Source organism: Mycobacterium sp. pV006 (assembly GCF_041287115.1).
Classification (GTDB): Bacteria; Actinomycetota; Actinomycetes; order Mycobacteriales; family Mycobacteriaceae; genus Mycobacterium.
In genome coordinates this window covers 88,098-111,239 of sequence record NZ_JBGGKT010000007.1, presented here as the reverse complement: position 1 = coordinate 111,239, position 23,142 = coordinate 88,098, and the positions used below count along the sequence as shown (strand labels likewise).

General features: G+C 68.9%; 22 protein-coding genes. 11 read left to right on the top strand and 11 right to left on the bottom strand.

Annotated features, from left to right (window positions below):
• Window positions 1-154: 154 nt before the first annotated feature.
• From ACAG25_RS13085 to ACAG25_RS13075, 3 genes are all read left to right on the top strand, one after another.
• Window positions 155-1,183, top strand: a complete 1,029-nt coding sequence (locus tag ACAG25_RS13085) for an APA family fibronectin-binding glycoprotein (protein WP_370488879.1) — start codon at window positions 155-157, stop codon at window positions 1,181-1,183.
• A 110-nt stretch (window positions 1,184-1,293) separates the two neighbouring features.
• Complete coding sequence (locus ACAG25_RS13080; RefSeq protein ID WP_370488878.1) at window positions 1,294-1,593, top strand: GlsB/YeaQ/YmgE family stress response membrane protein; 300 nt, start codon at window positions 1,294-1,296, stop codon at window positions 1,591-1,593.
• A 20-nt stretch (window positions 1,594-1,613) separates the two neighbouring features.
• Window positions 1,614-2,612, top strand: coding sequence for a zinc-binding alcohol dehydrogenase family protein (locus ACAG25_RS13075; RefSeq protein WP_370489006.1), 999 nt, complete (start codon window positions 1,614-1,616; stop codon window positions 2,610-2,612).
• Window positions 2,613-2,618: 6 nt separating this feature from the next.
• On the opposite strand, the gene ACAG25_RS13070 is transcribed toward ACAG25_RS13075, so the two are convergent.
• Both ACAG25_RS13070 and ACAG25_RS13065 read right to left on the bottom strand, forming a co-directional pair.
• Window positions 2,619-3,383, bottom strand: coding sequence for a lysostaphin resistance A-like protein (locus ACAG25_RS13070; protein ID WP_370488877.1), 765 nt, complete (start codon window positions 3,381-3,383; stop codon window positions 2,619-2,621).
• Between the two features lie 20 nt (window positions 3,384-3,403).
• Window positions 3,404-5,890 carry a phosphoketolase gene (locus tag ACAG25_RS13065; RefSeq protein WP_370488876.1) on the bottom strand — a complete coding sequence of 829 codons (2,487 nt, stop codon included), beginning with the start codon at window positions 5,888-5,890 and terminating at the stop codon, window positions 3,404-3,406.
• Window positions 5,891-5,980: 90 nt separating this feature from the next.
• On the opposite strand from ACAG25_RS13065, the gene ACAG25_RS13060 reads away from it, so the two are divergent.
• Window positions 5,981-7,456: an acetyl-CoA acetyltransferase gene (locus ACAG25_RS13060; RefSeq protein WP_370488875.1), complete on the top strand. Its 1,476-nt coding sequence runs from the start codon at window positions 5,981-5,983 to the stop codon at window positions 7,454-7,456.
• A gap of 6 nt (window positions 7,457-7,462) precedes the next feature.
• Here the strand turns inward: ACAG25_RS13060 and ACAG25_RS13055 are convergent, their stop codons facing one another.
• From ACAG25_RS13055 to ACAG25_RS13040, 4 genes are all read right to left on the bottom strand, one after another.
• A complete protein-coding gene (locus ACAG25_RS13055; protein WP_370488874.1) occupies window positions 7,463-8,044 on the bottom strand; it encodes a hypothetical protein in 582 nt (193 codons plus the stop codon).
• A gap of 27 nt (window positions 8,045-8,071) precedes the next feature.
• Complete coding sequence (locus ACAG25_RS13050) at window positions 8,072-8,719, bottom strand: endonuclease (protein ID WP_370488873.1); 648 nt, start codon at window positions 8,717-8,719, stop codon at window positions 8,072-8,074.
• Window positions 8,720-8,826: 107 nt separating this feature from the next.
• Window positions 8,827-11,160, bottom strand: a complete 2,334-nt coding sequence (gene lon / locus ACAG25_RS13045; protein WP_370488872.1) for an endopeptidase La — start codon at window positions 11,158-11,160, stop codon at window positions 8,827-8,829.
• 163 nt (window positions 11,161-11,323) lie between these two features.
• A complete protein-coding gene (locus ACAG25_RS13040) occupies window positions 11,324-12,328 on the bottom strand; it encodes an esterase family protein (protein WP_370488871.1) in 1,005 nt (334 codons plus the stop codon).
• Window positions 12,329-12,516: 188 nt separating this feature from the next.
• Between ACAG25_RS13040 and ACAG25_RS13035 the strand changes: the two genes are divergently transcribed.
• On the top strand, window positions 12,517-12,963 hold the full coding sequence (locus tag ACAG25_RS13035; RefSeq protein WP_370488870.1) for a DUF1810 domain-containing protein: 447 nt from the start codon (window positions 12,517-12,519) through the stop codon (window positions 12,961-12,963).
• On the opposite strand, the gene ACAG25_RS13030 is transcribed toward ACAG25_RS13035, so the two are convergent.
• Entirely contained in the window at window positions 12,960-14,267 is a 1,308-nt protein-coding gene (locus ACAG25_RS13030; protein WP_370488869.1) for an alpha-amylase family protein, read from the bottom strand. The genes ACAG25_RS13035 and ACAG25_RS13030 overlap by 4 nt on opposite strands.
• Before the next feature lie 17 nt (window positions 14,268-14,284).
• The gene (locus ACAG25_RS13025; protein WP_370488868.1) at window positions 14,285-14,743 is read right to left on the bottom strand and encodes a nucleoside deaminase; all 459 of its coding nucleotides are present in this window, start codon (window positions 14,741-14,743) and stop codon (window positions 14,285-14,287) included.
• Window positions 14,744-14,803: 60 nt separating this feature from the next.
• On the opposite strand from ACAG25_RS13025, the gene ACAG25_RS13020 reads away from it, so the two are divergent.
• Window positions 14,804-15,433, top strand: a complete 630-nt coding sequence (locus ACAG25_RS13020) for a PaaI family thioesterase (RefSeq protein WP_370488867.1) — start codon at window positions 14,804-14,806, stop codon at window positions 15,431-15,433.
• On the opposite strand, the gene ACAG25_RS13015 is transcribed toward ACAG25_RS13020, so the two are convergent.
• On the bottom strand, window positions 15,405-17,399 hold the full coding sequence (locus ACAG25_RS13015; protein ID WP_370488866.1) for an FUSC family protein: 1,995 nt from the start codon (window positions 17,397-17,399) through the stop codon (window positions 15,405-15,407). The two genes, ACAG25_RS13020 and ACAG25_RS13015, sit on opposite strands and share 29 nt — an antisense overlap.
• A 37-nt stretch (window positions 17,400-17,436) precedes the next feature.
• Between ACAG25_RS13015 and ACAG25_RS13010 the strand changes: the two genes are divergently transcribed.
• Both ACAG25_RS13010 and ACAG25_RS13005 read left to right on the top strand, forming a co-directional pair.
• A complete protein-coding gene (locus ACAG25_RS13010) occupies window positions 17,437-18,156 on the top strand; it encodes a hypothetical protein (protein ID WP_370488865.1) in 720 nt (239 codons plus the stop codon).
• Complete coding sequence (locus ACAG25_RS13005) at window positions 18,153-18,911, top strand: enoyl-CoA hydratase/isomerase family protein (RefSeq protein ID WP_370488864.1); 759 nt, start codon at window positions 18,153-18,155, stop codon at window positions 18,909-18,911. The genes ACAG25_RS13010 and ACAG25_RS13005 overlap by 4 nt, the downstream gene beginning before the upstream one ends.
• Here the strand turns inward: ACAG25_RS13005 and ACAG25_RS13000 are convergent.
• Window positions 18,908-19,099 (bottom strand): bacterioferritin-associated ferredoxin, encoded by a 192-nt coding sequence (locus ACAG25_RS13000; protein ID WP_370488863.1) that lies wholly within the window; start codon window positions 19,097-19,099, stop codon window positions 18,908-18,910. The two genes, ACAG25_RS13005 and ACAG25_RS13000, sit on opposite strands and share 4 nt — an antisense overlap.
• A gap of 8 nt (window positions 19,100-19,107) precedes the next feature.
• Entirely contained in the window at window positions 19,108-19,740 is a 633-nt protein-coding gene (locus tag ACAG25_RS12995) for a fatty-acid--CoA ligase (RefSeq protein ID WP_370488862.1), read from the bottom strand.
• Window positions 19,741-19,992: 252 nt separating this feature from the next.
• On the opposite strand from ACAG25_RS12995, the gene bfr reads away from it, so the two are divergent.
• From bfr to ACAG25_RS12980, 3 genes are all read left to right on the top strand, one after another.
• The gene (gene bfr, locus ACAG25_RS12990; protein WP_370488861.1) at window positions 19,993-20,472 is read left to right on the top strand and encodes a bacterioferritin; all 480 of its coding nucleotides are present in this window, start codon (window positions 19,993-19,995) and stop codon (window positions 20,470-20,472) included.
• A gap of 109 nt (window positions 20,473-20,581) precedes the next feature.
• A complete protein-coding gene (locus ACAG25_RS12985) occupies window positions 20,582-22,639 on the top strand; it encodes an MDR family MFS transporter (protein WP_370488860.1) in 2,058 nt (685 codons plus the stop codon).
• Between the two features lie 19 nt (window positions 22,640-22,658).
• Window positions 22,659-23,141: a carboxymuconolactone decarboxylase family protein gene (locus tag ACAG25_RS12980; RefSeq protein ID WP_370488859.1), complete on the top strand. Its 483-nt coding sequence runs from the start codon at window positions 22,659-22,661 to the stop codon at window positions 23,139-23,141.
• The last annotated feature ends 1 nt before the right edge of the window (window position 23,142 follow it).

The following is a 23,142-nucleotide window of genomic DNA, read 5'->3' as shown; positions in this document are numbered from 1 at the left end:
CCACCCCCGGGTCACGCTCGGGGGTACTGTTGCTGCAGCTAATACTGAATAGAAGCTTGACCAGCAATACTCTTTAGTTCAGCAAAGTAACGATTTAGCACACAGATAGCACTTCGCACTTGCGTCACGGCTGTAACACGGTAGTTTCTTCACCATGGATCAGGTGGACCCTCGCCGTAGCAGCCTGTCGAAGTCGCTGGCCTTCGCGGCCTTGACCGGTGCAACCGTTGCCGCGCTGTCATTGCCCGCCGTGGCGCACGCTCAACCGGCGCCTCCGCCGGCACCCCCGCCGGCTCCCGCGCCCGTCGACCCTGCGCCCCCCGCCGCGCCCGCCCCGGCGGACCCGAACGCCCCGGCACCTGCACCGGCACCGGCACCTGCACCGGCCGACCCCAACGCACCGGCACCCGCACCCGCACCTGTGCCGCCGGCGGACCCGAACGCACCCGTGCCGCCCGCGGAACAGCCGGCCGAGCCTGCACCGGAACCGGGCCGTGTCGACAACGCCGCCGGCGGGTTCAGTTACGTGGTCCCGGCCGGCTGGAAGGTCGCCGACGCGACGCAGCTGTCCTACGGCCAGGCGCTGCTGACGAAACTGCCGCCGGAGGGCTCGCCGCCGGACGCGCAACCCCCCAACGACACCAGCGTGCTGCTGGGCCGGCTCGATCTGAAGCTGTTCGCCGGCGCCGAAACCGACAACACAAAGGCCGCTCAGCGCCTCGCGTCGGACATGGGCGAGTTCTTCATGCCGTTCCCGGGCACTCGCGTGAACCAGCAGACCGTCCCGCTCGAGGCGGGTGGCCTCGACGGCGTGGCGTCCTACTACGAGGTGAAGTTCACCGACACGAACAAGCCGAACGGCCAGATCTGGGCCGGTGTGGTCGGCGAACCGACCGCCCCGGGCACACCGCGCGGTCAGCGCGCACCCGAACGTTGGTTCGTCGTGTGGCTGGGTACCGCCCAGAACCCGGTCCCGCAGCAGGAGGCGGTGACCCTGGCCAATTCGATCCGGCCCTGGAGCCCGCCGCCGGCCGCGCCGGCTCCGGACCCGAACGCGCCGGTCCCACCGGCCGACCCGAATGCGCCCCCGCCGGACCCCAACGCCCCGGCGCCGCGGCCCGCAGTCGGTCAGCCGGTGCCCGTCGACCCGAACACGGCCCCCGGGATGCTGCCGCCGGCCTGACGGTCTGATCGTTTCCGTACGCATAGCCGCACCGTTACCCGCAGTCGGTATATCTGGGGGTGCGGTCCGGCGGCGTCCGTCCGGGCCCGGTCGGCACCAAGGAGGTCCTGATGGAATTGCTCGCTACCGAAATCCTGGCCCGTTCGACGACCCTGACCAGCGTGGGCTGGATCGGCTACATCATCATCGGCGCGATTGCCGGCTGGATCGCCGGCAAGATCGTCAAGGGCTCGGGCTCGGGCATCCTGATGAACATCGTCATCGGCATCGTGGGTGCGCTGATCGGTGGATTCCTGCTCAGCTTCTTCCTCGACACCGCCGGCGGCGGATGGTGGTTCACGCTGTTCACCGCCATTCTCGGGTCGGTGCTGCTGCTGTGGCTGCTCGGTAAGGTCCAACGGAAAGCCTGATCACCCGCGTGAGTTCGGCCATGCGGGCCTGGCAGGTGGCCCGGCCCGGCCCGATCTCCGGCGGTCCGCTGCGCGCCACCACCGTGCCGGTCCCGGTTCCCGGCGACGACGAGCTGCTGGTCGCGGTACGCGCCTGCGGGGTGTGCCGCACCGACCTGCACGTCGCCGAAGGTGACCTCGCGGTACACCGGCCGGACGTCATACCCGGTCACGAAGTGGTCGGCGAGGTCGTCGCGGCCGGAGCAGGTGCGAGCGGCTTCGCTGTCGGTGACCGCGTCGGCATCGCGTGGCTGCGCCACACCTGCGGGGAGTGCCGGTACTGCGTGCGGGGCGCAGAGAACCTGTGTCCCGGTTCCCGGTACACGGGCTGGGACGCCGACGGCGGCTACGCCGAATATGCGACCGTGCCTGCGGCGTTCGCCCTGCCGTTGCCGGCGGGGTACGCCGATGTCGAACTGGCCCCACTGCTGTGTGCCGGAATCATCGGCTACCGAGCACTGCTGCGGGCCGACCTGCCGCCGGGCGGGCGCCTGGGGATCTACGGTTTCGGTGGCAGCGCGCACCTGACCGCGCAGGTGGCGCTCGCGCAGGGCACCGAGGTGCACGTGATGACCCGAGGGGAACGCGCGCGGGAGCTGGCACTGGAGCTGGGGGCGGCGTCGGCGCAGGGCGCCGGCGATCCGCCGCCGGTGCCGTTGGACGCGGCGATCTTGTTCGCACCCGTCGGGGACCTGGTGCTGCCCGCGCTCGAGGCCCTGGACCGCGGCGGCACGCTGGCCGTCGCCGGGATCCATCTGACCGACATCCCGGCGCTGAACTACCAGCGTCACCTGTTCCAGGAGCGTCAGGTCCGCTCGGTCACCTCGAACACCCGCGCCGACGCGCACGCGTTCCTGGAGTTCGCCGGACAGCACCGGCTCGAGGTCAGCGGCCCGACGTATCCGCTCGACCATGCCGACCGGGCGCTGGCCGATCTCGCCGCGGGACGGGTGGCCGGAGCCGCGGTCCTGATCCCGTGACCGGGCTCAACCCAGGTGCCACACCATCGCCGCGGCCAGCGCGCCCATCCCGTTGAGCGACCAGTGCAGCGCGATCGGCGCGATCAGGCTGCCGCTGCGCCGGCGCAGCCAGGTGAAGACGAATCCCGCTGCCGCGGTGGCCAACACGGCGCCGACCACGCCGACGACCACCCCGAAGACGCCGCCACCCAGGATCTTGGTGAAACCCACGTTGCTGGCGGTCAGTCCCAGTGAGGTGGCGATGTGCCACAGGCCGAACAGCAGCGACCCGGCTGCGGCGACCCCGCGCCAGCCCCAGGCGCGGTCCATCGCGCCGTGCAGCACACCCCGGAACGCGAGTTCCTCGGGGATCACGGTCTGCAGCGGAATGATGATCATCGACGCGATCAGCGCACCCGAGAGCGTCGCGTAGTTGTTGTTGAGGAACATCGGTCGGGTCCACGGCAACAGCACCCCGACCGCGATGACGCCGCCCACCAGGATCACTGCCGCGGCGGCGTAACCGGCGCCGGACTTCCAGTGTTCGCGACCGAGACCGAGTTCGGACCAGCCCAGGCCGTGCGAACGCACCAGCAGCACCAGCGCGACGGCTGCGGCGGGTACGACGGCGACGTTGGCCCACGGGGTGGTGAAGTGCGCGACGAGGTTCGTCACCGCCAGGACCACCACCACGACCGCGATGTCGACGTAGATCCGCAAGTGGTGCAGCGCCGAGAGTTGGGCCAGCAGCGGATGCGGCTCGACCGGTGCGGCGACGGAGGCGTCAGACATAACCGTGCAAGATTACCGGCTCATTCGTTGTCCCCGCCGGTGTCGGCGGTCGCGTCCGCGCCGGCGGTGCCGAAACCCGACTCCCGCGCCGCGGGCCACACCCAGTCCTTGACCTCCGGGATGTCCTCGCCGTGGGCGCGGGTGTAGTCACGGGCGGCCAGCCGCTTGTCACCCATCTGCTGGCGCAGCGTCGCGCAGGTGGACCCCAGTGACGGAACGCGATCGATGACGTCCATGACCAGGTGATACCGATCGAGGTCGTTGAGCATCACCATGTCGAACGGCGTGGTGGTGGTGCCTTCCTCCTTGTACCCGCGGACGTGCAGGTTCGGATGGTTGGTGCGGCGGTAGGTCAACCGGTGGATCAGCCACGGGTAGCCGTGGTAGGCGAAGATGATCGGCTTGTCGGTGGTGAAGATCATGTCGAAATCACGCGTCGACAGCCCGTGCGGATGCTCGGTGGCGTCCTGCAGCCGCATCAGGTCCACGACGTTGACGAACCGCACCTTCAGGTCGGGTAGATGTTGGCGGAGGATGTCGGCAGCGGCGAGCGCCTCCAGTGTCGGGATGTCGCCCGCGCAGGCCAGCACGACGTCGGGATCGGTGCCGACGACCTCGCTGCCCGCCCACTCCCAGATTCCGAGCCCGCGGGTGCAGTGCGCCACGGCCTGGTCCATGGTCAGGAAGTTCGGCGACGGCTGCTTACCGGACACCACGACGTTGACGTACTGCCGCGACCGCAGGCAGTGGTCGTAGGTGGACAGCAACGTGTTGGCGTCGGGCGGCAGGTAGACGCGCACCACGTCGGCGCTCTTGTTGACGACGTGGTCGATGAAACCCGGGTCCTGATGGGAGAACCCGTTGTGGTCCTGGCGCCAGACATGGCTGGACAGCAGGTAGTTCAAGCTCGCGATGGGCCGCCGCCACGGGATGTGGTTGGTCACCTTCAGCCATTTCGCGTGCTGGTTGAGCATCGAGTCGACGATGTGGATGAACGCCTCGTAGCAGTTGAACAGGCCGTGGCGGCCGGTCAGCAGATAACCCTCGAGCCAGCCCTGGCACTGGTGTTCGGAGAGCATCTCCACGACGCGGCCGACGCGGCCGAGGTGATCGTCGACTTCGGGGCCGAGCAGTTCGGCGTTCCACTGCTTGTCGGTGGCGTCGTAGACCGCCTGCAGGCGGTTGGACGCGGTCTCGTCGGGGCCGAAGATCCGGAAGTTGTCCGGGTTGAGCCGGATCACCTCGGTCAGCCACTTTCCGAGCACTCGGGTCGCTTCGTCGACGGTCGCTCCGGGCTCGGGCACGTCGACAGCGAAGTCGCGGAAGTCCGGCAGCCGCAGGTCTTTGAGCAGCAGGCCGCCGTTGGTGTGCGGGTTGTCGCTCATCCGCAGCGCACCCTCGGGTGCGAGCTCGGCGATGTCGGTGTGCAGTTTGCCGGTGTCGTCGAACAGTTCCTGCGGCCGGTAGGAGGACAGCCAGTCGGCGAGCACCGCGAGGTGTTCGTCACTGTCGCGAGCACTGGACAGCGGCACCTGGTGGGCGCGCCAGGACCCCGTGGTCTTCTTGCCGTCGATGTGGGCGGGTCCGGTCCAGCCCTTCGGGGTACGGAAGACGATCATCGGCCAGGACGGCCGGGAATCGTCGCCGGCCGCCGCGGCGGCCTTGATCTCCGCGATGTCGTCGAGCGCGTCGTCGAGCAGCGCGGCGAAGCGCCGGTGAGCATCGAGGTGGTCGTGGTCGTCGTCGGCGACCTCGAAGAAGTACGGCTTGTGGCCGTAGCCGATCATCAGGCTGCGCAGTTCGTCTTCGGGGATGCGGGCCAGCAGCGTCGGGTTGGCGATCTTGTAGCCGTTGAGGTGCAGGATGGGCAGCACGACACCGTCTGCGGCCGGGTTGACCAGCTTGTTCGAGTGCCAGCTGGTGGCCAGCGGTCCGGTCTCGGCTTCCCCGTCGCCGACGACGGCGGCGACCAGCAGGTCGGGGTTGTCGAATGCCGCGCCGTAGGCGTGCGACAGCGCGTAGCCGAGTTCTCCGCCCTCGTGGATGGAGCCCGGGGTTTCGGGTGCGACGTGCGACGGGATGCCGCCGGGGAACGAGAACTGCCGGAACAGTCGCCGCAGGCCTTCGTCGTCGCAGGTGATGTCGGGATAGATCTCGGTGTAGGTGCCGTCGAGGTAGGTGTTGGCCACCAGTCCCGGTCCGCCGTGCCCAGGCCCGGTCAGGTACATGGTCGACTGCCGGCGTTCCCTGATCACCCGGTTGAGATGGGCGTAGAGGAAGTTCAACCCGGGCGTGGTGCCCCAGTGGCCGAGCAGACGGGGCTTGACGTCGTCACGGGTCAGGGGGCGGCGCATCAGCGGGTTGTCCAGCAGATAGATCTGCCCGACCGAAAGATAGTTCGCCGCTCGCCACCACCGATCCAGACGTTCGATCTCGGTGTCGGGCACCTCGGCACGGTCGACCGTCGTCCATGCGCGGGGTGGCTCGGTGGGGGCGGTAGTCGTCATTTCTCCATCCAAGTCGGCGGCAGGCGGATTGCAAACCCATACCCGGTGGCGATCTCGTTAATCTCTGCGCTGCCGTTATGGTGTGCAGTCATGCCCCTTGCTCCCAGGACACCGGTTCTCGTCGGCTACGGCCAGATCAACCAGCGCACCGAGGATCCGGCGGTCGAACCGGTCGATCTGATGGCTGCGGCGGCGCGCGAGGCCGCCGAGGCCCGCGTCCTCGAGGCGGTCGACGCGATTCGCGTGGTCAACCTGCTGTCCTGGCGTTACCGCGATCCCGGTTTGCTTCTGGCGCAACGTATCCGCGCGGACAAGGCGACGACGCGCTACACCGGCATCGGCGGGAACGTGCCGCAGACCCTGGTGAACCTGGCCTGCCTGGACATCGCGCAGGGCAAGGCCGACGTCGTCCTGATCGCCGGCGCGGAGACGTGGCGCACCCGCACCAAGATGCGTCGCTCCGGGCAGAAACCCGACTGGACCCGCCAGGACGAGTCGGTGCCCCTGCCGCCGGGCTCCGACGAGAGTGTGCCCATGTCGGCCCCGTCGGACGAGCGGATCCAGCTCGACCGACCGTCGTTCGTGTATCCGATGTTCGAGACCGCGGTGCGTATCGCCGCGGGGGAGTCGATCGCCGACCACCGTCGTCGGATCGGCGAGTTGTGGGCGCAGTTCTCGGCGGTGGCTGCGGCCAATCCGCACGCCTGGAGCAGGGAGGCGCTCACCGCCGAGCAGATCACCGAGCCGTCGCCCGCCAACAGGATGATCAGCTGGCCCTACACCAAGCTGATGAACTCCAACAACATGGTCGACCAGGGCGCCGTGTTGATCCTGGTCTCGGCGGAGAAGGCGGAGGAACTCCGGATCCCCACGGAGCGCTGGGTTTTCCCGTATGCCGGTGCCGACGCGCACGATACGTACGCGATCGGTGAGCGCGCGGAGTTCCACGCCTCGCCGGCCATCCGCATCGCGGGTCGACGCGCGCTGGAGCTGGCCGGCACCGGCACCGACGACATCGATCTGATCGACGTGTACTCGTGTTTCCCGTCGGCGGTGCAGGTCGCGGCCAAGGAGCTGGGCTTGCCGGTCGGCGATCCGGCGCGGCCGCTGACCGTGACCGGCGGGCTGACCTTCGCCGGCGGGCCGTGGAACAACTACGTCACGCACTCGATCGCGACGATGGCCGAGCAGTTGACCGCCGGGGCCGGCCGGCTCGGACTGATCACCGCCAACGGCGGATACCTGACCAAGCACAGCTTCGGGGTGTACGGCACCGAACCTCCGGGACGCGAGTTCCGTTGGGAGGACGTGCAATCGGAGGTGGACCGGGAGCCGACTCGCACAGCGCTGGTGGAGTGGAGCGGCGTCGGGACCGTCGAGTCGTGGACCACGCCCGTGGACCGGGACGGCACACCGGAGAAGGCGTTCCTGGCCGTGCGGACCGAAGACGGTGCGCGCGCGCTGGCGGTCATCGCCGACGCGGACGCCGCGGCGGTGACGGTCACCGAGGACATCGCCGGGGCGGCCGTACGGGTGAACTCCGACGGGACCGCGAACCTTCAATGAGCCCCGTCAGGGCAGATCGGTGTAGCCGGGACGGAACTCGTCGGCGGAGAACGTGAACCCGTTGCCACTGCGCTCGGACTGACACGAGATGCCCACGGCCTCTTGCACATTGCAGCGAAAGCCACCGACAGCGAGGATGCGGTCGTACGGCAACTCGGTCGCGTCGTCGGTCCCGAACGGTGGGTCGTCGAGCGCGACGAGGCGGGCCGCTCGGTCATGGGTCACGACCACCGCGTTCGGCGGCGCGGGCCGGCCGTCCTCACCGGACACCTGAGCCGGCGCGCCGGTGATGCCGATGCGGGCGCTGTTACGGGCGTTCTGGCAGCCGGCGTGCACACGCGGCACGATGGCGCATTCCCAGTTGCCGCTCGGCGAGGTGAAGTAGTAGGCGGTCTGCCCGTCGACCTCTTCGGCGAAGTCGAAGGCGTTGGCCAGCCGCGCATTGCTGGCGACGGTGGTGCTGGGCGCGGCGACGGTCGGGGGCGCCGGGGCAGGGGCGGCATCGTCGGTGGTGATGACGGTGGGGCCGGAGCACGCGACGAGGACGCCGGCGAGCACCGGCAGACCGGCGAAGGTGAAGGCATGCATGTCGGGTCACCAGCCTGCCACGCGCTACTAGGACTGTGTGCACACCCGGTCGCGGAGTTCGTCGTCGAGGGCCACCCGCACCAGGGCGGCGGCCAGGTTGGCCGCGCGCCGCGGAGCCAGCCCGGCGAGCTCTCCGGAGTCCTTCGGTAACCCGAGGTCTACCGCGGCTTCGGTGGCCCGGTCGTCGAAGTACGGCCGCACCCACGTCCAGGTGTCCTGCACCTCGCGCAGGAAGATGTCGGCGCCGGTGTCGCCGATGCCCTTGAACTGCTGCAGGAGCTTCTTGGTCTTGTCGATGTCGCGTTCTGCGGCCACGGCCAGCCGGCGCAGGTCACCGTGGTACTCGTCGAGCGCCGTGGCGGCGATCTCCACCGCGCGGGTGGCCGAGCTCTCGTCGTAGCGGGCGTAGCCGGCACGGCCGAACGCGTCGATGAACACCGACCGCTGCCCGTCGCAGACGTTGCGCGGGGTGCGCAGCCCGGCGCGGAACATCTCGCGCGCGGCCCGGGTCGCGACGGCCGCGTCGATCGGCTTGCTGGCGAGCATGCACAGCATCAGCAGCTGGAACAGCGGCATCGGTTTGTCCCGCATCCGGATCCCGGCCTGCTCGGCGTAGGTCGTACCTGCCTGCTCCAGCAGGCGCTCCACGATCCGGCGTTGCGTCGATGTGGCCATGCCAGCGGGCTTGCCCGAACGGTCCGGTGAGAAACGCCGAGCAGACGCAAACTCCCCCGAAATCCGCGGAAATCGGGGGAGTACGCGTCTGCTCGCGGGGAAAAAAGTCACGCCGCAGCGGGGGACGTCGCCTCCGCCACGGGCTCCAACGCCTGCGCGACGATGTCGGCGACGTCGGTCATCGGCCGGACGTCGAGCTCCTCGAGCACCTCGGCGGGCACGTCGTCGAGGTCGGCCTCGTTGCGCGCCGGGATGAACACCGTGCTCAGCCCGGCCCGCTGTGCGGCCAGCAGCTTCTGCTTGACGCCGCCGATCGGCAGCACCCGACCGTTAAGCGTGACCTCGCCGGTCATGCCGACATCGGAGCGCACCTGCCGCCCGGTGGCCATCGACACCAGCGCGGTCACCATCGTCACGCCCGCCGACGGTCCGTCCTTGGGGACCGCACCGGCCGGCACGTGCACGTGGATGCTGCGGTTGAGCCGGGCGGGGTCGACGCCGAGCTGTTCGGCGTGCGACCGCACGTAGGACAGCGCGATCTGCGCGGATTCCTTCATCACGTCGCCGAGTTGACCGGTCAGCTGCAGACCCGGTTCCCCGTCGGTCGCGCCCGCCTCGATGTAGAGCACGTCGCCGCCGAGGCCGGTGACCGCCAGGCCGGTGGCCACGCCGGGCACCGCGGTGCGTTCGGCCGATTCGGCCAGGAACCGCGGACGTCCCACGTAGCCGACCAGGTCCGGTTCGTCGATGACGATCCGTCCGGCGTCGGAACCGAGCCGCGTGGTGACCTTGCGCATCAGCTTGGCCAGCAACCGTTCGAACTGACGGACACCGGGTTCGCGGGTGTAGTCGGCGGCCAGCTTCCGCAGTGCCGCATCGGTGACGACGACCTCGTCGTCGCCCAGCGCCGCACGTTCACGCTGCCGGGGGAGCAGGAAGTCACGCGCGATGGCGAGCTTGTCATCGGCGGTGTATCCGTCGATCTCCACCAGTTCCATGCGGTCCAGCAGCGCCTGCGGGATGTTCTCGATCACATTGGCCGTCGCCAGGAACACCACGTCGGACAGGTCCAGGTCGAGATCGAGGTAGTGGTCGCGGAACGTGTGGTTCTGCGCCGGGTCGAGCACCTCGAGCAGTGCCGCGGCAGGGTCGCCGCGGTAGTCGGAGCCGACCTTGTCGATCTCGTCGAGCAGCACCACGGGATTCATCGAGCCCGCCTCGCCGATGGCGCGCACGATCCGGCCGGGCAGCGCGCCGACGTAGGTGCGGCGGTGCCCGCGGATCTCGGCCTCGTCGCGCACACCGCCGAGCGCCACGCGCACGAACCGGCGGCCCAGCGCACGGGCGACGGATTCACCCAGCGAGGTCTTGCCGACCCCGGGAGGACCGGCCAGCACCATCACGGCACCCGATCCGCGTCCGCCGACGACGGCCATGCCGCGCCGGGCACGCCGGGCACGCACCGCCAGGTATTCGACGATGCGGTCCTTGACGTCGTCGAGGCCGTGATGGTCGGCATCGAGGATCTCTCTCGCCGACTCCAGATCGGTCGAGTCCTCGGTGGTCACGTTCCACGGCAGGTCCAGCACCGTGTCCAGCCAGGTGCGGATCCAGCCACCCTCCGGACTCTGTTCGTTGGACCGCTCCAGCTTGCCGACCTCGCGCAGCGCGGCGTCGCGCACCTTCTCGGGCAGGTCCGCGGCCTCGACCCGGGCTCGGTAGTCGGCTTCCTCGTCGGAGCCGTCCGGATTCAGCTCACCGAGTTCCCTGCGGATCGCGTCCAGTTGGCGACGCAACAGGAACTCCTTCTGCTGCTTGTCCATTCCGGCGCGGACGTCCTCGGCGATCTTGTCGTTGACCTCGACTTCGGCGAGATGTTCGCCGGTCCACTCGATCAGCGACCGCAACCGTGTGGCCACGTCTTCGGTCTCGAGCAACTCACGCTTCTGCAGGTCGGTCAGATACGACGCGTAGCCGGCCGTGTCGGCCAGTGCCGACGGGTCGGTGATCTGGTTGACCACGTCGACGATCTGCCACGCCTCACGGCGCTGCAGCATTGCCAGCAGCAGCTTCTTGTATTCGCCGGCCAGGCCGGTGGTCTCGTCGGTGACCGCGCCGTCGGGCACCTCGGTGACCGAAACCCACAGCGCCGCACCCGGTCCCGCGGCACCGGCGCCGATCTGCGCGCGTCGTCCGCCACGCACGACCGCCGCCGTACCGCCGCCGGGGACACGACCGACCTGCACGATCGACGCCAGCACACCGTGGGTGGGGTAGCGGTCGTCCAGCCGCGGCGCGATCAGCAACGTGGCCGACTCGCTGGCCTGGGCGGCTTCGACCGCAGTCCGTGCAGCGTCGTCGAGTTCGATCGGCACCACCATGCCGGGCAGCACGATCGGCTCACGGACGAAGAGCACGGGCACTTGCAGAACGTCAGGCATCAAACCTCCAAAGTTGAACCTGATGCGCTCAACCTTGACCGGATCCATTTTGTTCCCCGGAACCTCACCTTCCGACGGGTGATGAAGTGGCCGGCCTGACAGACGAAAGCAGGGAGCCTGCCGTTCGGGGGAAACGGCAGGCTCCCTGGGTTCCGGGAACCCGTCAGGCCGAGGCCTGTGCACCCAGGACGCGCTGGATGTCGGGCTTCATCTGCTGCAGCTGCTGACCCCAGTAGGCCCAGCTGTGCGTGCCGTTAGCCGGGAAGTTGAACACCCCGTTGGTGCCGCCGGCGGCGATGTAGTGATCGCGGAAGCTGACATTGGTGCGCAGCGTGAACCCTTCGAGGAACTGCGCAGCCATCAGGTTCTGGCCGGCGGTGCCCGCGTCGAGCTCCGACGGGGTACCCGTGCCGCAGTAGATCCAGATGCGGGTGTTGTTTGCGACCAGCTGGTTGATGTTGACCATCGGGTCGTTTCGCTTCCACGCCGGGTCGGACGACGGTCCCCACATGCTCTCGGCGTTGTAGCCGCCGGCGTCGTTCATCGCCAGACCGATCAGCATCGGCCACCAGCCCTCGGACGGGTTCAAGAAGCCCGACAGCGCGCCGGCGTAGATGAACTGCTGCGGGTGGTAGATGGCGTAGGTCAGCGCGCTGCTGCCGGCCATCGACAGCCCGACGACGGCGTTGCCGGTGCGGGAAACCCCGCGGTTGGCCTCCAGCCACGCCGGCAGCTCCTGGGTCAGGAACGTCTCCCACTTGTAGGTGTAGTTCTGCCCGTTGCCGCGCGAGGGCTGATACCAGTCGCTGTAGAAGCTGGACTGGCCGCCGACCGGCATGATCGTCGACAGACCGGACTGGTAGAACCACTCGAAGGCGGGGGTGTTGATGTCCCAGCCGTTGTAGTCGTCCTGCGCGCGCAGACCGTCGAGCAGGTAGACCGCACGCGGTCCGCCACCTTGAAACTGGATGCGAATGTCACGGTTCATCGACGGGGAGAACACATCGAGGTATTCGACCGGAAGACCGGGACGGGAGAACGCCCCGGCGGTCGCCGAACTGCCCGCGAGGCCGATCAGCCCCGGCAGCGCAGCGGTCGCGACCGCGACGGCCGCCGCCCGCCGCAGTGCGGTCCTCGTCGACCCACGCAACTTCTCTTTCCACTTCATAACGGCAACCAACCACCTTTCCGGTCAAGTCTCACGCAGACGTCGCCTGTGCCGTCGCGTTGCAGTCGTAATGAAACACGTTGCGGCTACGCAGGTACGGCGCCGACACGGCGGTTCGACGTCGCGGTTGGCTAACGAAAAGGACTCGGGCTGGACTCGTCGGACGCAGGGGAGCAGGATTGCTTTCCGTGTCCGCCGCCACCGACCGGGACCCGCACGACCTCGAACGATTCGTCTCCGCGCAGCAACGGGCGTACTCGACGGCGCTGGGCGAACTGCGCGCCGGCGCCAAACGCAGCCACTGGATCTGGTACATCTTCCCGCAGTTGCGTGGCCTGGGGCGCAGTTCCACCGCCACGCGATACGGCATCGTGTCGCTCGCCGAGGCGCGGGCCTATCTGGCCCACCCGGTGCTGGGACCGCGGCTACGCGAGTGTGCCCGCGCCCTGGCCGCCCACACCGACCGATCGGCGACCGAGATCCTGGGTTCGCCCGACGACCTGAAGGTGCGCTCGTCGATGACGTTGTTCGCCCGGGCCGCCGGTGACGACGCCGCGGAGTTCCGCTCGGTGCTCGCGACGTTCTACGACGGCGTGGAGGATCCCGCGACGGTGGCGCTGCTCGGCGACGGCTAGTGCCGCGGCGCCAGGATCAGCCAGCCCTGACCCGGGACCGCGGTGTCGGTGACCACCTCGTTCGGCGGCGCCCCGGACCCGGCGACCACCTGCGCTCGGCTAATCCCGAATTCGTTGAGCGACAAGGGCAGTGGCTCGTCGTCGACGTTGAGCGCGACGACGAGCGCGTCGTCACCGTTCCGGGTCAGATAGACGTATCCGGTGTTGGTGACCCGCAGCGGGACGGTCCGTGCCGTGTGCAGCCACGGGTGGCGACGTCTGAGTCCGATCAGGTGCTGGTGGGCGCGGAAGATCTGATGGCCGTGTTCGCCGACACCCTCGAAGGGTGCGCCGAACTCGGGCCGCACCGCGTCGTCGCCGCCGAACCGTTCCTCCTTCACGCCCCGGTAGGCGACCTCGTCGCCGGCGTAGATGCTGGGCGTGCCCGCGGTGGTCAGCAGGACCACCAGGGCGTGCTCGACGTGGGCGGGGTCGGTCAGCCGGCTCGCGATGCGGGTGACGTCGTGGTTGCCGATGAACGTCATCGGGACAAAGGACTCGAGAAAGTCGTTGTGCCGCTTGAGCGCCCAGTCCAATTCGTGCAGGTTCGCGTCGTTGAGGCTGCTCCAGACGGCCTTCCACAACTCGTACTGGGTCACCGAGTCGAACCCCGAGTCGTCCACGCGCGCGGCGTAGTCGCCGTGGATCACCTCGCCGACGAACCACGATTCGGGGAACCGCTCCCGGACCCTCGGCAGGACCTGCGCCCAGAACCGGTCGGGCACCGCGTAGGCCGCGTCGAGCCGCCAGCCGTCGGCACCGCGCGCCAACCACTGACACATCACCTCGACGGTGTAGTCGACGACCTCGGGGTTGGCATGGTTGAGCACGACCAGCTCGTCGTGCCCTTCGAACGTGTCGAACGTGTTGCCGCGCAACCGGAACCACGAGGAGTCCGATTCCAGGGAGGCCGCGGCCAGCCGCGGGAAATCGGTTCCCACGTGGTTGAAGACGCCGTCGAGCAGTATCCGCAGACCACGCCTGCGCGCCTCGGCGACGAGGTGGTCGAAGTCGGCTTCGGTGCCCAGCCGCGGGTCGATGCGCCGGTGGTCGGTCGTGTCGTAACCGTGGGTGCGGGAGGCGAAGATCGGACCGAGCGCGAGCCCGGAGGCCCCCAGTTCCACGGCGTGGTCCAGCCAGTCGACGAGGCGACGCAACCTGTGCTCGTCGGGACCGGGCGGCGACTCGGCGGGGTGGGCGCCCACGAATCCCAACGGATAGACATGCCACCAGAGGGTGTGCTGGACCCATGCCGGTTCGGTCATGGCCGAAACGCTCTCGCCTACAACGCCTTCATCTCCTCGGTCAGCTCGTCTGCCGGACCGTCGACGTCGCATCCCGGTGCCACGTCGGTGATCGGTAGCGGCGCGACGGGTGGGCGGGGCGCGCCCCACTCCTGCAGCCATCCGGTCAGCTGCGCCGTCGACGCCGCGTAGACGATGCGTCCGAGGCCTACCCACGCATGCGCCGCGGCACACATCACGCAGTGCTCCCCGGAGGTGTAGACGGTGGCCGCGGCCCGCTCCTCGACGCTGAGCTGCGTCACCGACCAGCGGGCGATCTCGAACTCCGGGTGGCGGGTGGCGTCGCCGTGCTGGACCCGGTTGTGGTCCTCGAACCGGACGACGCCGCGCCCGTCGACCAGCAGCGACCCGAACGGCTCGTCACCACCGTCGAGGGCCGTGCGCGCGAGTTCGACACATCGGCGCAAGTGGATCAGGTCGGAGTCGGTGACGGCCATGCTCTCGAGTTTCCCACCCCACCGCGACAGGGGGCGGGCGGATCGTGGTCTAGTCAGAAGATGCTGGAGTACACCCGCGTCGACGATCTGGGCGCCGACGACGTCGCACGCCTGCGGGCCTGCTACGAGCCGCTGACGGAGGCGGTACGCGACCTGATCGACGCCTCGATCCGTACCGAGGTGGGCCCCGAACAGGTCAGGGCCTCGATCGCCGACATCGAGTCCGCGACGCGACGCCTGCGTAGCGCGCAACGCCCGGGTTCCTTCGGCATCCGTTACAGCGCCGAGGGCGAGCCGATGCCGTGGGGGAACGCGGTGGTGGGGGTCCGCAACCCGACCGCGCCACCCTTGGTGGTGCGGCGGTTGGCCGACGGGTCGGTGCGCAGCGACTTCGTGCTCGGAGCCGCCTTCGAAGGCCCGCCGGGCCACGTGCACGGCGGGGTGTCGGCCGAACTGCTCGACCATGTGCTGGGCGAGGCGGTGAGCGCCCCCGACGTCCACCGACTGACCGGCACGCTGACTCTGCGGTACCTGCGGCTGACCCCGCTGGGCAAACCGCTGCACCTGGTCGCACGCCTCACCCGCACCGACGGGGTGAAGACCTACGCCGAGGGGCACATCGCCGACGAAGACGGTCCGACGGTGCGGGCCGAGGGCGTGTTCATCGAGCCGCGGTGGGCCCGGCAGTGACGGCGATGGTCGTCAGATTGCGTGTGATCGCCCCGATTTCGGCCGCCAGCACGCGCGCCGACGCCTTGTCCAGGCCGTGGCGCGGCACCGCGTCGCGCAACCGCCGGTCCGCGGCGTTCAACTCGGTGGTGTCGATGACCCACGGGGTGTCCGGGGTGGGCGGATCACCGCTCAACGACTCGAGGTAGGCGTCGACCGCCAGGAAGAACTCGCTGTTGTGGACCATCGGGGGAGAGATGGGCAGATCGGTCTCCAACGTGCTGCACGACGCGGTGATCCCGTTGAGCGCCGTGCGGTATGCGCGCAGCCAGTGGCGTAGTTCCCGGGACTCCAGACGGGCCGCCCCACAGGCGGCCTCGAACGCCGCGCGCGCCCGGAACGCCCGCTGCCACGCCGTCGCCAGCGTCTCCGACGGCGCGGGCAGCACGTGCAGGTAGGCCTTGATGACGGTGGTGACGTAGTCGATCTCGGTCTTGAGGAGTTCACCGGCGCGCTGCTCGAGGCGCGTGAGTTCGTCGTCGGGCAGGATTACGTGCGCGAGCACCGCGAGCGCGCCACCGACCAGGACACCGAGCACCTGTTCGGTCACCGGCGGCGCGGTGCCGACGTCGGACACGGCGAGCAGGAACACCACCGCCGTGACCAGCGCCGCGGTCGTCGCAAGATAGCCGTGGTGGGCCACCGCGACGGTGACGCCGATCATCAGCACCGCGACCGCCGCGATCAGCACGGCCGGCGGGTGCAGTGCCGCGAGCAGCGATGCGGTGACGGCCAGCGCCACGACCGCGGCCGCCAGCCGGCCGGCGCAACGTGTGTAGGTGTGGGCGGTTTCGGGTCGCAGCACCAGAAGCACCGCAAGCGGCAGCCACGGGTTGTGCACGGCGTCGGCGTAGCGCTCGAGCGCGACGGCGAATGTCACGGCCCCCGCCAACCGCAGCGCATGCCGGAACACCGGTGATCGCCAACGGATGTGGTCGCGCATCAGTTGGGTCGCGGCCCTCAGCGAGGTCCGCAGTTCGGGGCGGCGCAACCGGACGATGTCGGGCGTGGACGGCACGAAGTCGCCCAGCCGGATCGCGACGGCTTCGTGGCACTGCACCGCCAGGCGTTGCGCGGCAGGGGCGTGCGCGCCGTCGATCTGCTCGACCGCGCCGTCCAGCCGCTGGATCGCGGCGTCGGCGCGCGGGCCCGCGTCGGATCCGCTGTCGGCGACGGCGGCCAGGGTGTCCGCGGCGGCCTCGAGGACCGCTGTCATCCCGTCGGCGGCAGCGAGCTCACGCAGGCTCGCCGAGATTTGTTCCGGGAGCGCATACCAGCTGCGGTACTGGGCGGGTCGGCGTCGGGGTTGGCCGTCGAGGTCGGCGAACGCCGACCGCAGGGTGACCAACGCGGAGTCGTCGCGCTCTGGCGGGTGCCGGTCGGTGACCGCGTAGGCCCGTGCGTCGTCGGCCAGCGACTGGTAGGCCGCGGTCAGAGCGTCGCGCTGGCGCAGCCACCGGCGCGGCGGGAACGCCGCGACCAGTCCGGCCTGCAGCAGTCCGCCGAGGACCGCCAGCCCGGCGGTACCCAGCGTCGTCGACCAGCTCGGCGTCTCCGGGACGGCGATCACCAGCAGCGCGGCCGACGCGGTCGTGGTCAGCCCCGCGTTGGTGCCCAGCGCCCACGGCATCGCCGCACCGAAACACCACACCGCCACCACGGCCACGAAGATCCACGGGTAGGCCGCCGTCGCGGAGCCCAGCAGAACGGCCGCGCCCAGCAGGACCGAGATCCCCACCACCAGTGGGATCCGGTTGCGCGGACTGTCCCGTAGCGCAGCCGCGCCGGCGACCGCCGCCGCGCCTCCCACCGCGGTGGCCGATCCCGCGGGCCCCCACAGCACCGCAACCAGAGTCACCACGGCGACCGCGAGCAGACATCGCACCAGTACCGGGTCCGGCATCACCGGACGAAGTGCGCGGCCCATGTCCACGCCTCCATTCTGGCCCGCTAGGTTGACCGGAGTGGAGAAAGTCATCGTCACGCTGCGTGGCGCGCTGCCCGACGAGCCGTGGTGCGAGCGGTTGCGGACCGAGGTGGCGGCCGACCTCTGCGCCCTCGGGGTCCCGGGTTTGACGATCCATGTCCGCGATGCGGTGGTCACCGACTCGCTGATGACGCTGACCACGCTGGATCCTCCGGTCGTCGCGGTGGTCAGCTTGTGGACCGAGCAGTACTACGGCGAGCAGATGACCTCTGCCACAACACTTCTGGCCGCCATGTGTGATGAGGCGGCGGCGTACCTGGTCACCGAGTCGGTTCCGCTGACGCCGCCGTCGACCGAGCCCGGCCGGCGCACCCCGGGGCTGGCGAACATCGCATTGCTGCGGCGTCCCGCGGACATGGCCGTGTCGACCTGGCTGGCGCGGTGGCACGGTGACCACACGCCGGTCGCGATCGAGACGCAGTCGACGTTCGGATACGTGCAGAACACCGTGGTGCGCCCGCTGACCGCCGGCGCTCCGGCGGTGTCGGCGATCGTCGAGGAGCTGTTCCCGATCGAGGCGACGGCGGACCTGCACGCGTTCTTCGGCGCCGCCGACGACGACGACCTGCGCGACCGGATGGCACGAATGCTCGCCAGCACCGCGGCTTTCGGCGCCGACCGCGACGTCGACACGATCCCGACGAGTCGCTATATGGTGCGGGACCCGTTCCGGCGCGCGGATACAGTGCAGCCGTGAGCCTGCAGATCAGCGACGACAACCGCGTCCGCACCCTCGTCCTGGATCGTCCCGAGGCGCTCAACGCGTTCAACGAGGCGCTCTACCTCGCCACCGCGACCGCGCTGCGCGACGCCGACGCCGATCCCGACGTCGCCGTCGTGCTGCTCACCGGCGCCGGCCGCGCGTTCAGCGCGGGCAACGACCTCAAAGAGATGGCGGCCGGGATCGCCGACGGGTCCCTGACCACCAACGGCAGCCACTTCGCCACGATGATCGAGGCGCTCACCGCGCTGTCCAAGCCGCTGATCTGCGCGGTCAACGGCGTCGGGGTGGGCATCGGCACCACCATCCTCGGTTACGCCGACCTGGTGTTCATGTCCACGACCGCGCGGTTGAAGTGTCCGTTCACCAGCCTGGGGGTGGCACCCGAGGCGGCGTCGTCCTACCTGCTGCCGCAGTTGATCGGTCGCCAGAACGCGGCTTGGATGTTGCTGTCCTCGGAGTGGGTCGACGCCGAGGAGGCGCACCGGATGGGCATCGCGTGGAAGATCTGCGAGCCCGACGAGTTGCTGCCCGAGGCGCGCCGGCATGCAGACATCCTCGCGGCCCGGTCCATCCCGAGTCTGGTGGCGGTGAAGAAGGCGGTTGTCGAACCGTTCCGGGCCGGGATGGCCGCGGCGACCGAGTTCGAGAACGCGGCGTTCGCGGAACTGTTGGGCGGCGCGGCGAATGCCGCGGCCCTGGCTGAATTCACCGGTAAACGCGAAAGCTAGCCGGTGACCCGATCGGGCGCGCGCTCGGCGAAGTGCGCCTCGATGATGGCGCGCAGGGTGCGGCGGCACCGGCCGCAGTCGCCCCCGGCACCGCACGCCTCGGCGATCTCCCGGGACGTGCGCGCACCGTTGGCGACCACCTCGGTGACGGTGTGGCTGGTGGTCCCGGTGCACAGGCAGACGAACATGGTGGTGGCTAACTCGGTTCGCCGACGCTCATCAGGTCGGCGAAGCGGCCGACGAAGCGCGTGGGGTAGGGGCCCATCCCTGCGTTGGTCATCCATTCCGCGGCGGCGTCGGGGTGCTCGATCCACTGGCGCACCTTGGCCTCGTCTTCGATCTCCTGCAGGATCAACACCTCCTGACCGTCGTCGAGCGCCCGGTAGACCCAGATCTTGCGGACTCCGCCGGCCTTGAAGCGTTCGAGGCCGTCGTGGATCTTGACCATCAGCGTCGGCACGTCGTCGACCGAGGAGACCACGCCCACCACGACCCGGCCGACGTGTCGCTCGGAGCGGGGACCGCTGATGTCGATCTTCTCGACCACCTCGCCACCGAATATCGGTGGAATGTCCTCGGCACCGGAAATGTCGAACAATTCGAAAATCGCCGGTGAGCGGAGCACTTCTCGAATGGAATTCGCCTGCCTGATCCCGATCGTGGTCAACACCCGGCGCGGTTCCCAGATCGATTCGTACAACACGACGTGGTGAGCACCCATTCGCGCCAGCGCATCGCGTTGTTTCTTCAACCATTTCCACATCCGGTCGACGTCGTCGACACGGAAATCGCAGGCAAGAATGAATGAGTGCAGACCGTAGTCACCCATTGGATATCCTTACCTATCTCGACCGGGCAGAAGGGTTAGCGAAGTCTAACCTTACTTAGCCTAGGCAGTCCAGAGTTGGGTCCGGATTCGAGGTCCAAGCGCGTCAGTCCGAGCGTCCACCGCGCGAAATTCCCGCTGCGACACCGGAAATGGCGGCGACATCGCCGGCTTTCTGGACTAGATTGGAAGTGTTCACACACAGCCCGTGTAGATAGCGCACGCGATCAGCCCACCACGCGTATAGGAGCGGTCATGCAAGGCGATCCAGAGGTTCTGAAATTGCTCAACGAGCAATTGACCAGTGAACTGACGGCGATCAATCAGTATTTCCTGCATTCCAAGATGCAAGAAAACTGGGGCTTCACCGAATTGGCCGAACACACCCGCAAAGAATCCATCGAAGAAATGATTCACGCGGAGCACATCACCGACAGAATTCTTCTGCTCGACGGCCTGCCGAATTACCAGCGTCTGTTCTCGCTGCGCGTCGGACAGACGCTGCGCGAGCAGTTCGAGGCCGACCTCGCCGTGGAGTACGAGGTGGTGGCCCGCCTCAAGCCGGGCATCCAGATGTGCCGCGAGAAGGGCGACGCCACCACCGCGACGCTGTTCGAGAAAATCCTCGCCGACGAGGAGCTTCACATCGACTATCTCGAGACCCAGCTCGAGCTGATGGGCAAGCTCGGCGAGGAGCTCTACATGGCCCAGTGCGTGTCGCGTCCCCCGAAGTGACGGTTCGACCCCCGACCCCACGGGAATGAAAGCTTCCTGACCGGCGTAACTTCCATAGGCTATCTAACGATAGTCCGAGCGAAGTTCACGCTCGAGCAGGAAGGCAGGTATGACGGCTTCTCCCGAAGCGCGCCCCGCGACGGCGGAGCCGACAGAACCCACACCGGTGAGCCCGCAGCGGCGCAACGTCATCTTCGTCGCCGTCGTGCTGGGCATGTTCCTCGCGGCACTCGATCAGACGATCGTGGCCACGGCCCTGCCGACGGTCGCCGCCGACCTCGGCGGTGCCGGTCATCAGGCGTGGGTGGTCACCAGCTACCTGTTGGCCTCGACGATCGCCACCGCGATCGTCGGCAAGCTCGGGGACCTGTTCGGCCGCAAGATCGTCTTCGCGACGGCCGTCGTGTTCTTCCTGATCGGTTCGGTCCTGTGCGGCATCTCCTCGTCGATGGGGATGCTGGTCGCGTCGCGGGCGCTGCAGGGCATCGGCGGCGGCGCGCTGATGGTCACCGCCGCGGCGCTGATCGGCGAGGTAATCCCGCTGCGCGACCGGGGCCGCTATCAGGGCGCGTTGGGTTCGGTCTTCGGCGTCACCACCGTCATCGGGCCGCTGCTGGGCGGCTACTTCACCGACCACCTGAGCTGGCGGTGGGCGTTCTGGATCAACGTGCCGATCGGCATCGTCGTGCTGATCGTGGCACTGACCACCATTCCGGCGCTGCAGCGACGCGGCCGGCCGGTCATCGACTACGCCGGTATCGCGTTGATCGGCCTGGGCGCCTCTGGGCTGACGCTGGCCACGAGCTGGGGCGGCAGCACCTTCGCGTGGTCCTCCCCGACGATCATCGGCCTGTTCGCCGGGTCGGCCCTCGCGCTGGCGGCCTTCGTGCGCGTCGAGTTGCGGGCACGCGAACCGATCCTGCCCATCCGGTTGTTCGCCAGCCCGGTGTTCACGGTGTGCTGCATCCTGTCGTTCATCGTCGGCTTCGCCATGCTGGGCGCGCTGACCTTCCTGCCGACGTTCATGCAGTTCGTCGACGGCGTGTCGGCCACGGAGTCCGGGCTGCGCACCCTGCCGATGGTGGCCGGCCTGCTGTTGACCTCGATGGGCAGCGGGGTGCTGGTCAGTCGCACGGGCCGGTACAAGATCTTCCCGGTCGTCGGCACCGCGGTGATGGTGCTCGGCTTCCTGCTGCTGTCCCGCATGGACCAGACGACGCCGATGCTGCAGCAGAGCGCCTACCTGTTCATCCTCGGCACCGGGATCGGGATGTGCATGCAGGTGCTGATCCTGATCGTGCAGAGCACGGTGAAGTTCTCCGACCTCGGCGTGGCCACCTCGGGGGTGACGTTCTTCCGCACCATCGGAAGTTCGTTCGGCGCGGCCATTTTCGGGTCGCTGTTCGCCAACTTCCTCGACGCGCGCATCGCGCCGGCGTTGGCCGCCGGCGGCGCTCCGCCGGCGGCCGGCGAGTCCCCCCAGGTGCTGCACCGACTGCCCGACGCCGTCGCCGCACCCGTCGTCACCGCCTACGCGGACTCGCTGGGTCTGGTGTTCCTCTTCGCGGCGCCCGTCGCCGCTCTCGGCTTCATCGTGGCGTTGATGCTCAAGCAGGTGCCGCTGCAGGACATCGAGACCGCCGGCGCACTGGACATGGGGGAGGGCTTCGCGATGCCCACCTCCGACACGCCCGAGGAAATGCTCGAGACCTCCGTGGCCCGCCTGATCCGGCAGTCACCCGACATTCGGCTGCGCAGCATCGCCGGCACCTGCGGCTGCGAATCCGACGTGGCCCTGCTGTGGGCGATGATCCAGATCTACCGGCAGAGCCAGGTATTCGGCTCGGCCCGACTGACCGAGATGGCCGAGCGGCTGCGGGTGCCACCGGAGGTGCTCGAGCCCACGTTCGACCGGCTCGTCGACTGCGGACACGCCCTGCGCACGGGTGATCAACTGTGGCTGACGCAATCCGGCGCCCGGCAGGTCGACGCGACGTCCGCGGCGCTGGTCAGCAGGATCATCGCGAAGCTGGAGAGTTCACCGGGTTTCGAAGGCCGGCCCGACCGCGCCGAGGTCGAGGCTGCGCTGGAGAAGATCGCCCAGCGCCTGCTCGTGCAGCGCGACTGGGAGGACGACCGCACGCAACTGGCCGCCGCCGCCCGGTGACGCGGCTACCATGCGGGACATGAGCCGTATCGGAGATTTCGCCGACGACGACGTGACCGGATTCGCCGTGAAGTCACCCGATCTGGGGGCCGCGATGGCCGAGTTCACCAACGCCGTCTACACCAAGAGCCGGCTGCCCATGCGGGTGCGCGAGGCGGCCCGGATCGTGATCGCCTACGCCAACGAGTGTGTGGTCTGCCAGAACACCCGTGACTCGCAGGGTGAGGACAACGGCATCACCGAGGAGTTCTACGACTACGCCACGCAGTGGCGGACCTGGCCCGGCTACAGCGACGCCGAACGCATCGCGATGGAGTTCGCGCATCGCTTCGCCACCGACCACACCGGCCTGCGCGACGACGAGGACTTCTGGCGCCGCGCCGCAGAGCATTTCGACGACGAGTTGCTGACCGACCTGGCCATCTCGTGCGCGATGTGGGTGGGCATGGGACGGATGCTGCGCACCCTCGACATCGGGCAGAGCTGCAAGATCACCCTGTAGT

Bases quoted from the DNA above. Each gene is read 5' to 3' on its own strand.
- ACAG25_RS12995 (WP_370488862.1), bottom strand. From the start codon at position 19,740: ATGGGTGACTACGGTCTGCACTCATTCATTCTTGCCTGCGATTTCCGT.
- ACAG25_RS13050 (WP_370488873.1), bottom strand. From the start codon at position 8,719: ATGGCCACATCGACGCAACGCCGGATCGTGGAGCGCCTGCTGGAGCAG.
- ACAG25_RS13040 (WP_370488871.1), bottom strand. From the start codon at position 12,328: ATGAAGTGGAAAGAGAAGTTGCGTGGGTCGACGAGGACCGCACTGCGG.
- ACAG25_RS13015 (WP_370488866.1), bottom strand. From the start codon at position 17,399: ATGGGCCGCGCACTTCGTCCGGTGATGCCGGACCCGGTACTGGTGCGA.
- ACAG25_RS13075 (WP_370489006.1), top strand. From the start codon at position 1,614: ATGCGGGCCTGGCAGGTGGCCCGGCCCGGCCCGATCTCCGGCGGTCCG.
- ACAG25_RS13065 (WP_370488876.1), bottom strand. From the start codon at position 5,890: ATGACGACTACCGCCCCCACCGAGCCACCCCGCGCATGGACGACGGTC.
- ACAG25_RS13080 (WP_370488878.1), top strand. From the start codon at position 1,294: ATGGAATTGCTCGCTACCGAAATCCTGGCCCGTTCGACGACCCTGACC.
- bfr (WP_370488861.1), top strand. From the start codon at position 19,993: ATGCAAGGCGATCCAGAGGTTCTGAAATTGCTCAACGAGCAATTGACC.
- ACAG25_RS13055 (WP_370488874.1), bottom strand. From the start codon at position 8,044: ATGCATGCCTTCACCTTCGCCGGTCTGCCGGTGCTCGCCGGCGTCCTC.
- ACAG25_RS13085 (WP_370488879.1), top strand. From the start codon at position 155: ATGGATCAGGTGGACCCTCGCCGTAGCAGCCTGTCGAAGTCGCTGGCC.
- ACAG25_RS13030 (WP_370488869.1), bottom strand. From the start codon at position 14,267: ATGACCGAACCGGCATGGGTCCAGCACACCCTCTGGTGGCATGTCTAT.
- ACAG25_RS13070 (WP_370488877.1), bottom strand. From the start codon at position 3,383: ATGTCTGACGCCTCCGTCGCCGCACCGGTCGAGCCGCATCCGCTGCTG.
- ACAG25_RS13000 (WP_370488863.1), bottom strand. From the start codon at position 19,099: ATGTTCGTCTGCCTGTGCACCGGGACCACCAGCCACACCGTCACCGAG.
- ACAG25_RS13060 (WP_370488875.1), top strand. From the start codon at position 5,981: ATGCCCCTTGCTCCCAGGACACCGGTTCTCGTCGGCTACGGCCAGATC.
- lon (WP_370488872.1), bottom strand. From the start codon at position 11,160: ATGCCTGACGTTCTGCAAGTGCCCGTGCTCTTCGTCCGTGAGCCGATC.
- ACAG25_RS12985 (WP_370488860.1), top strand. From the start codon at position 20,582: ATGACGGCTTCTCCCGAAGCGCGCCCCGCGACGGCGGAGCCGACAGAA.
- ACAG25_RS13025 (WP_370488868.1), bottom strand. From the start codon at position 14,743: ATGGCCGTCACCGACTCCGACCTGATCCACTTGCGCCGATGTGTCGAA.
- ACAG25_RS13020 (WP_370488867.1), top strand. From the start codon at position 14,804: ATGCTGGAGTACACCCGCGTCGACGATCTGGGCGCCGACGACGTCGCA.
- ACAG25_RS12980 (WP_370488859.1), top strand. From the start codon at position 22,659: ATGAGCCGTATCGGAGATTTCGCCGACGACGACGTGACCGGATTCGCC.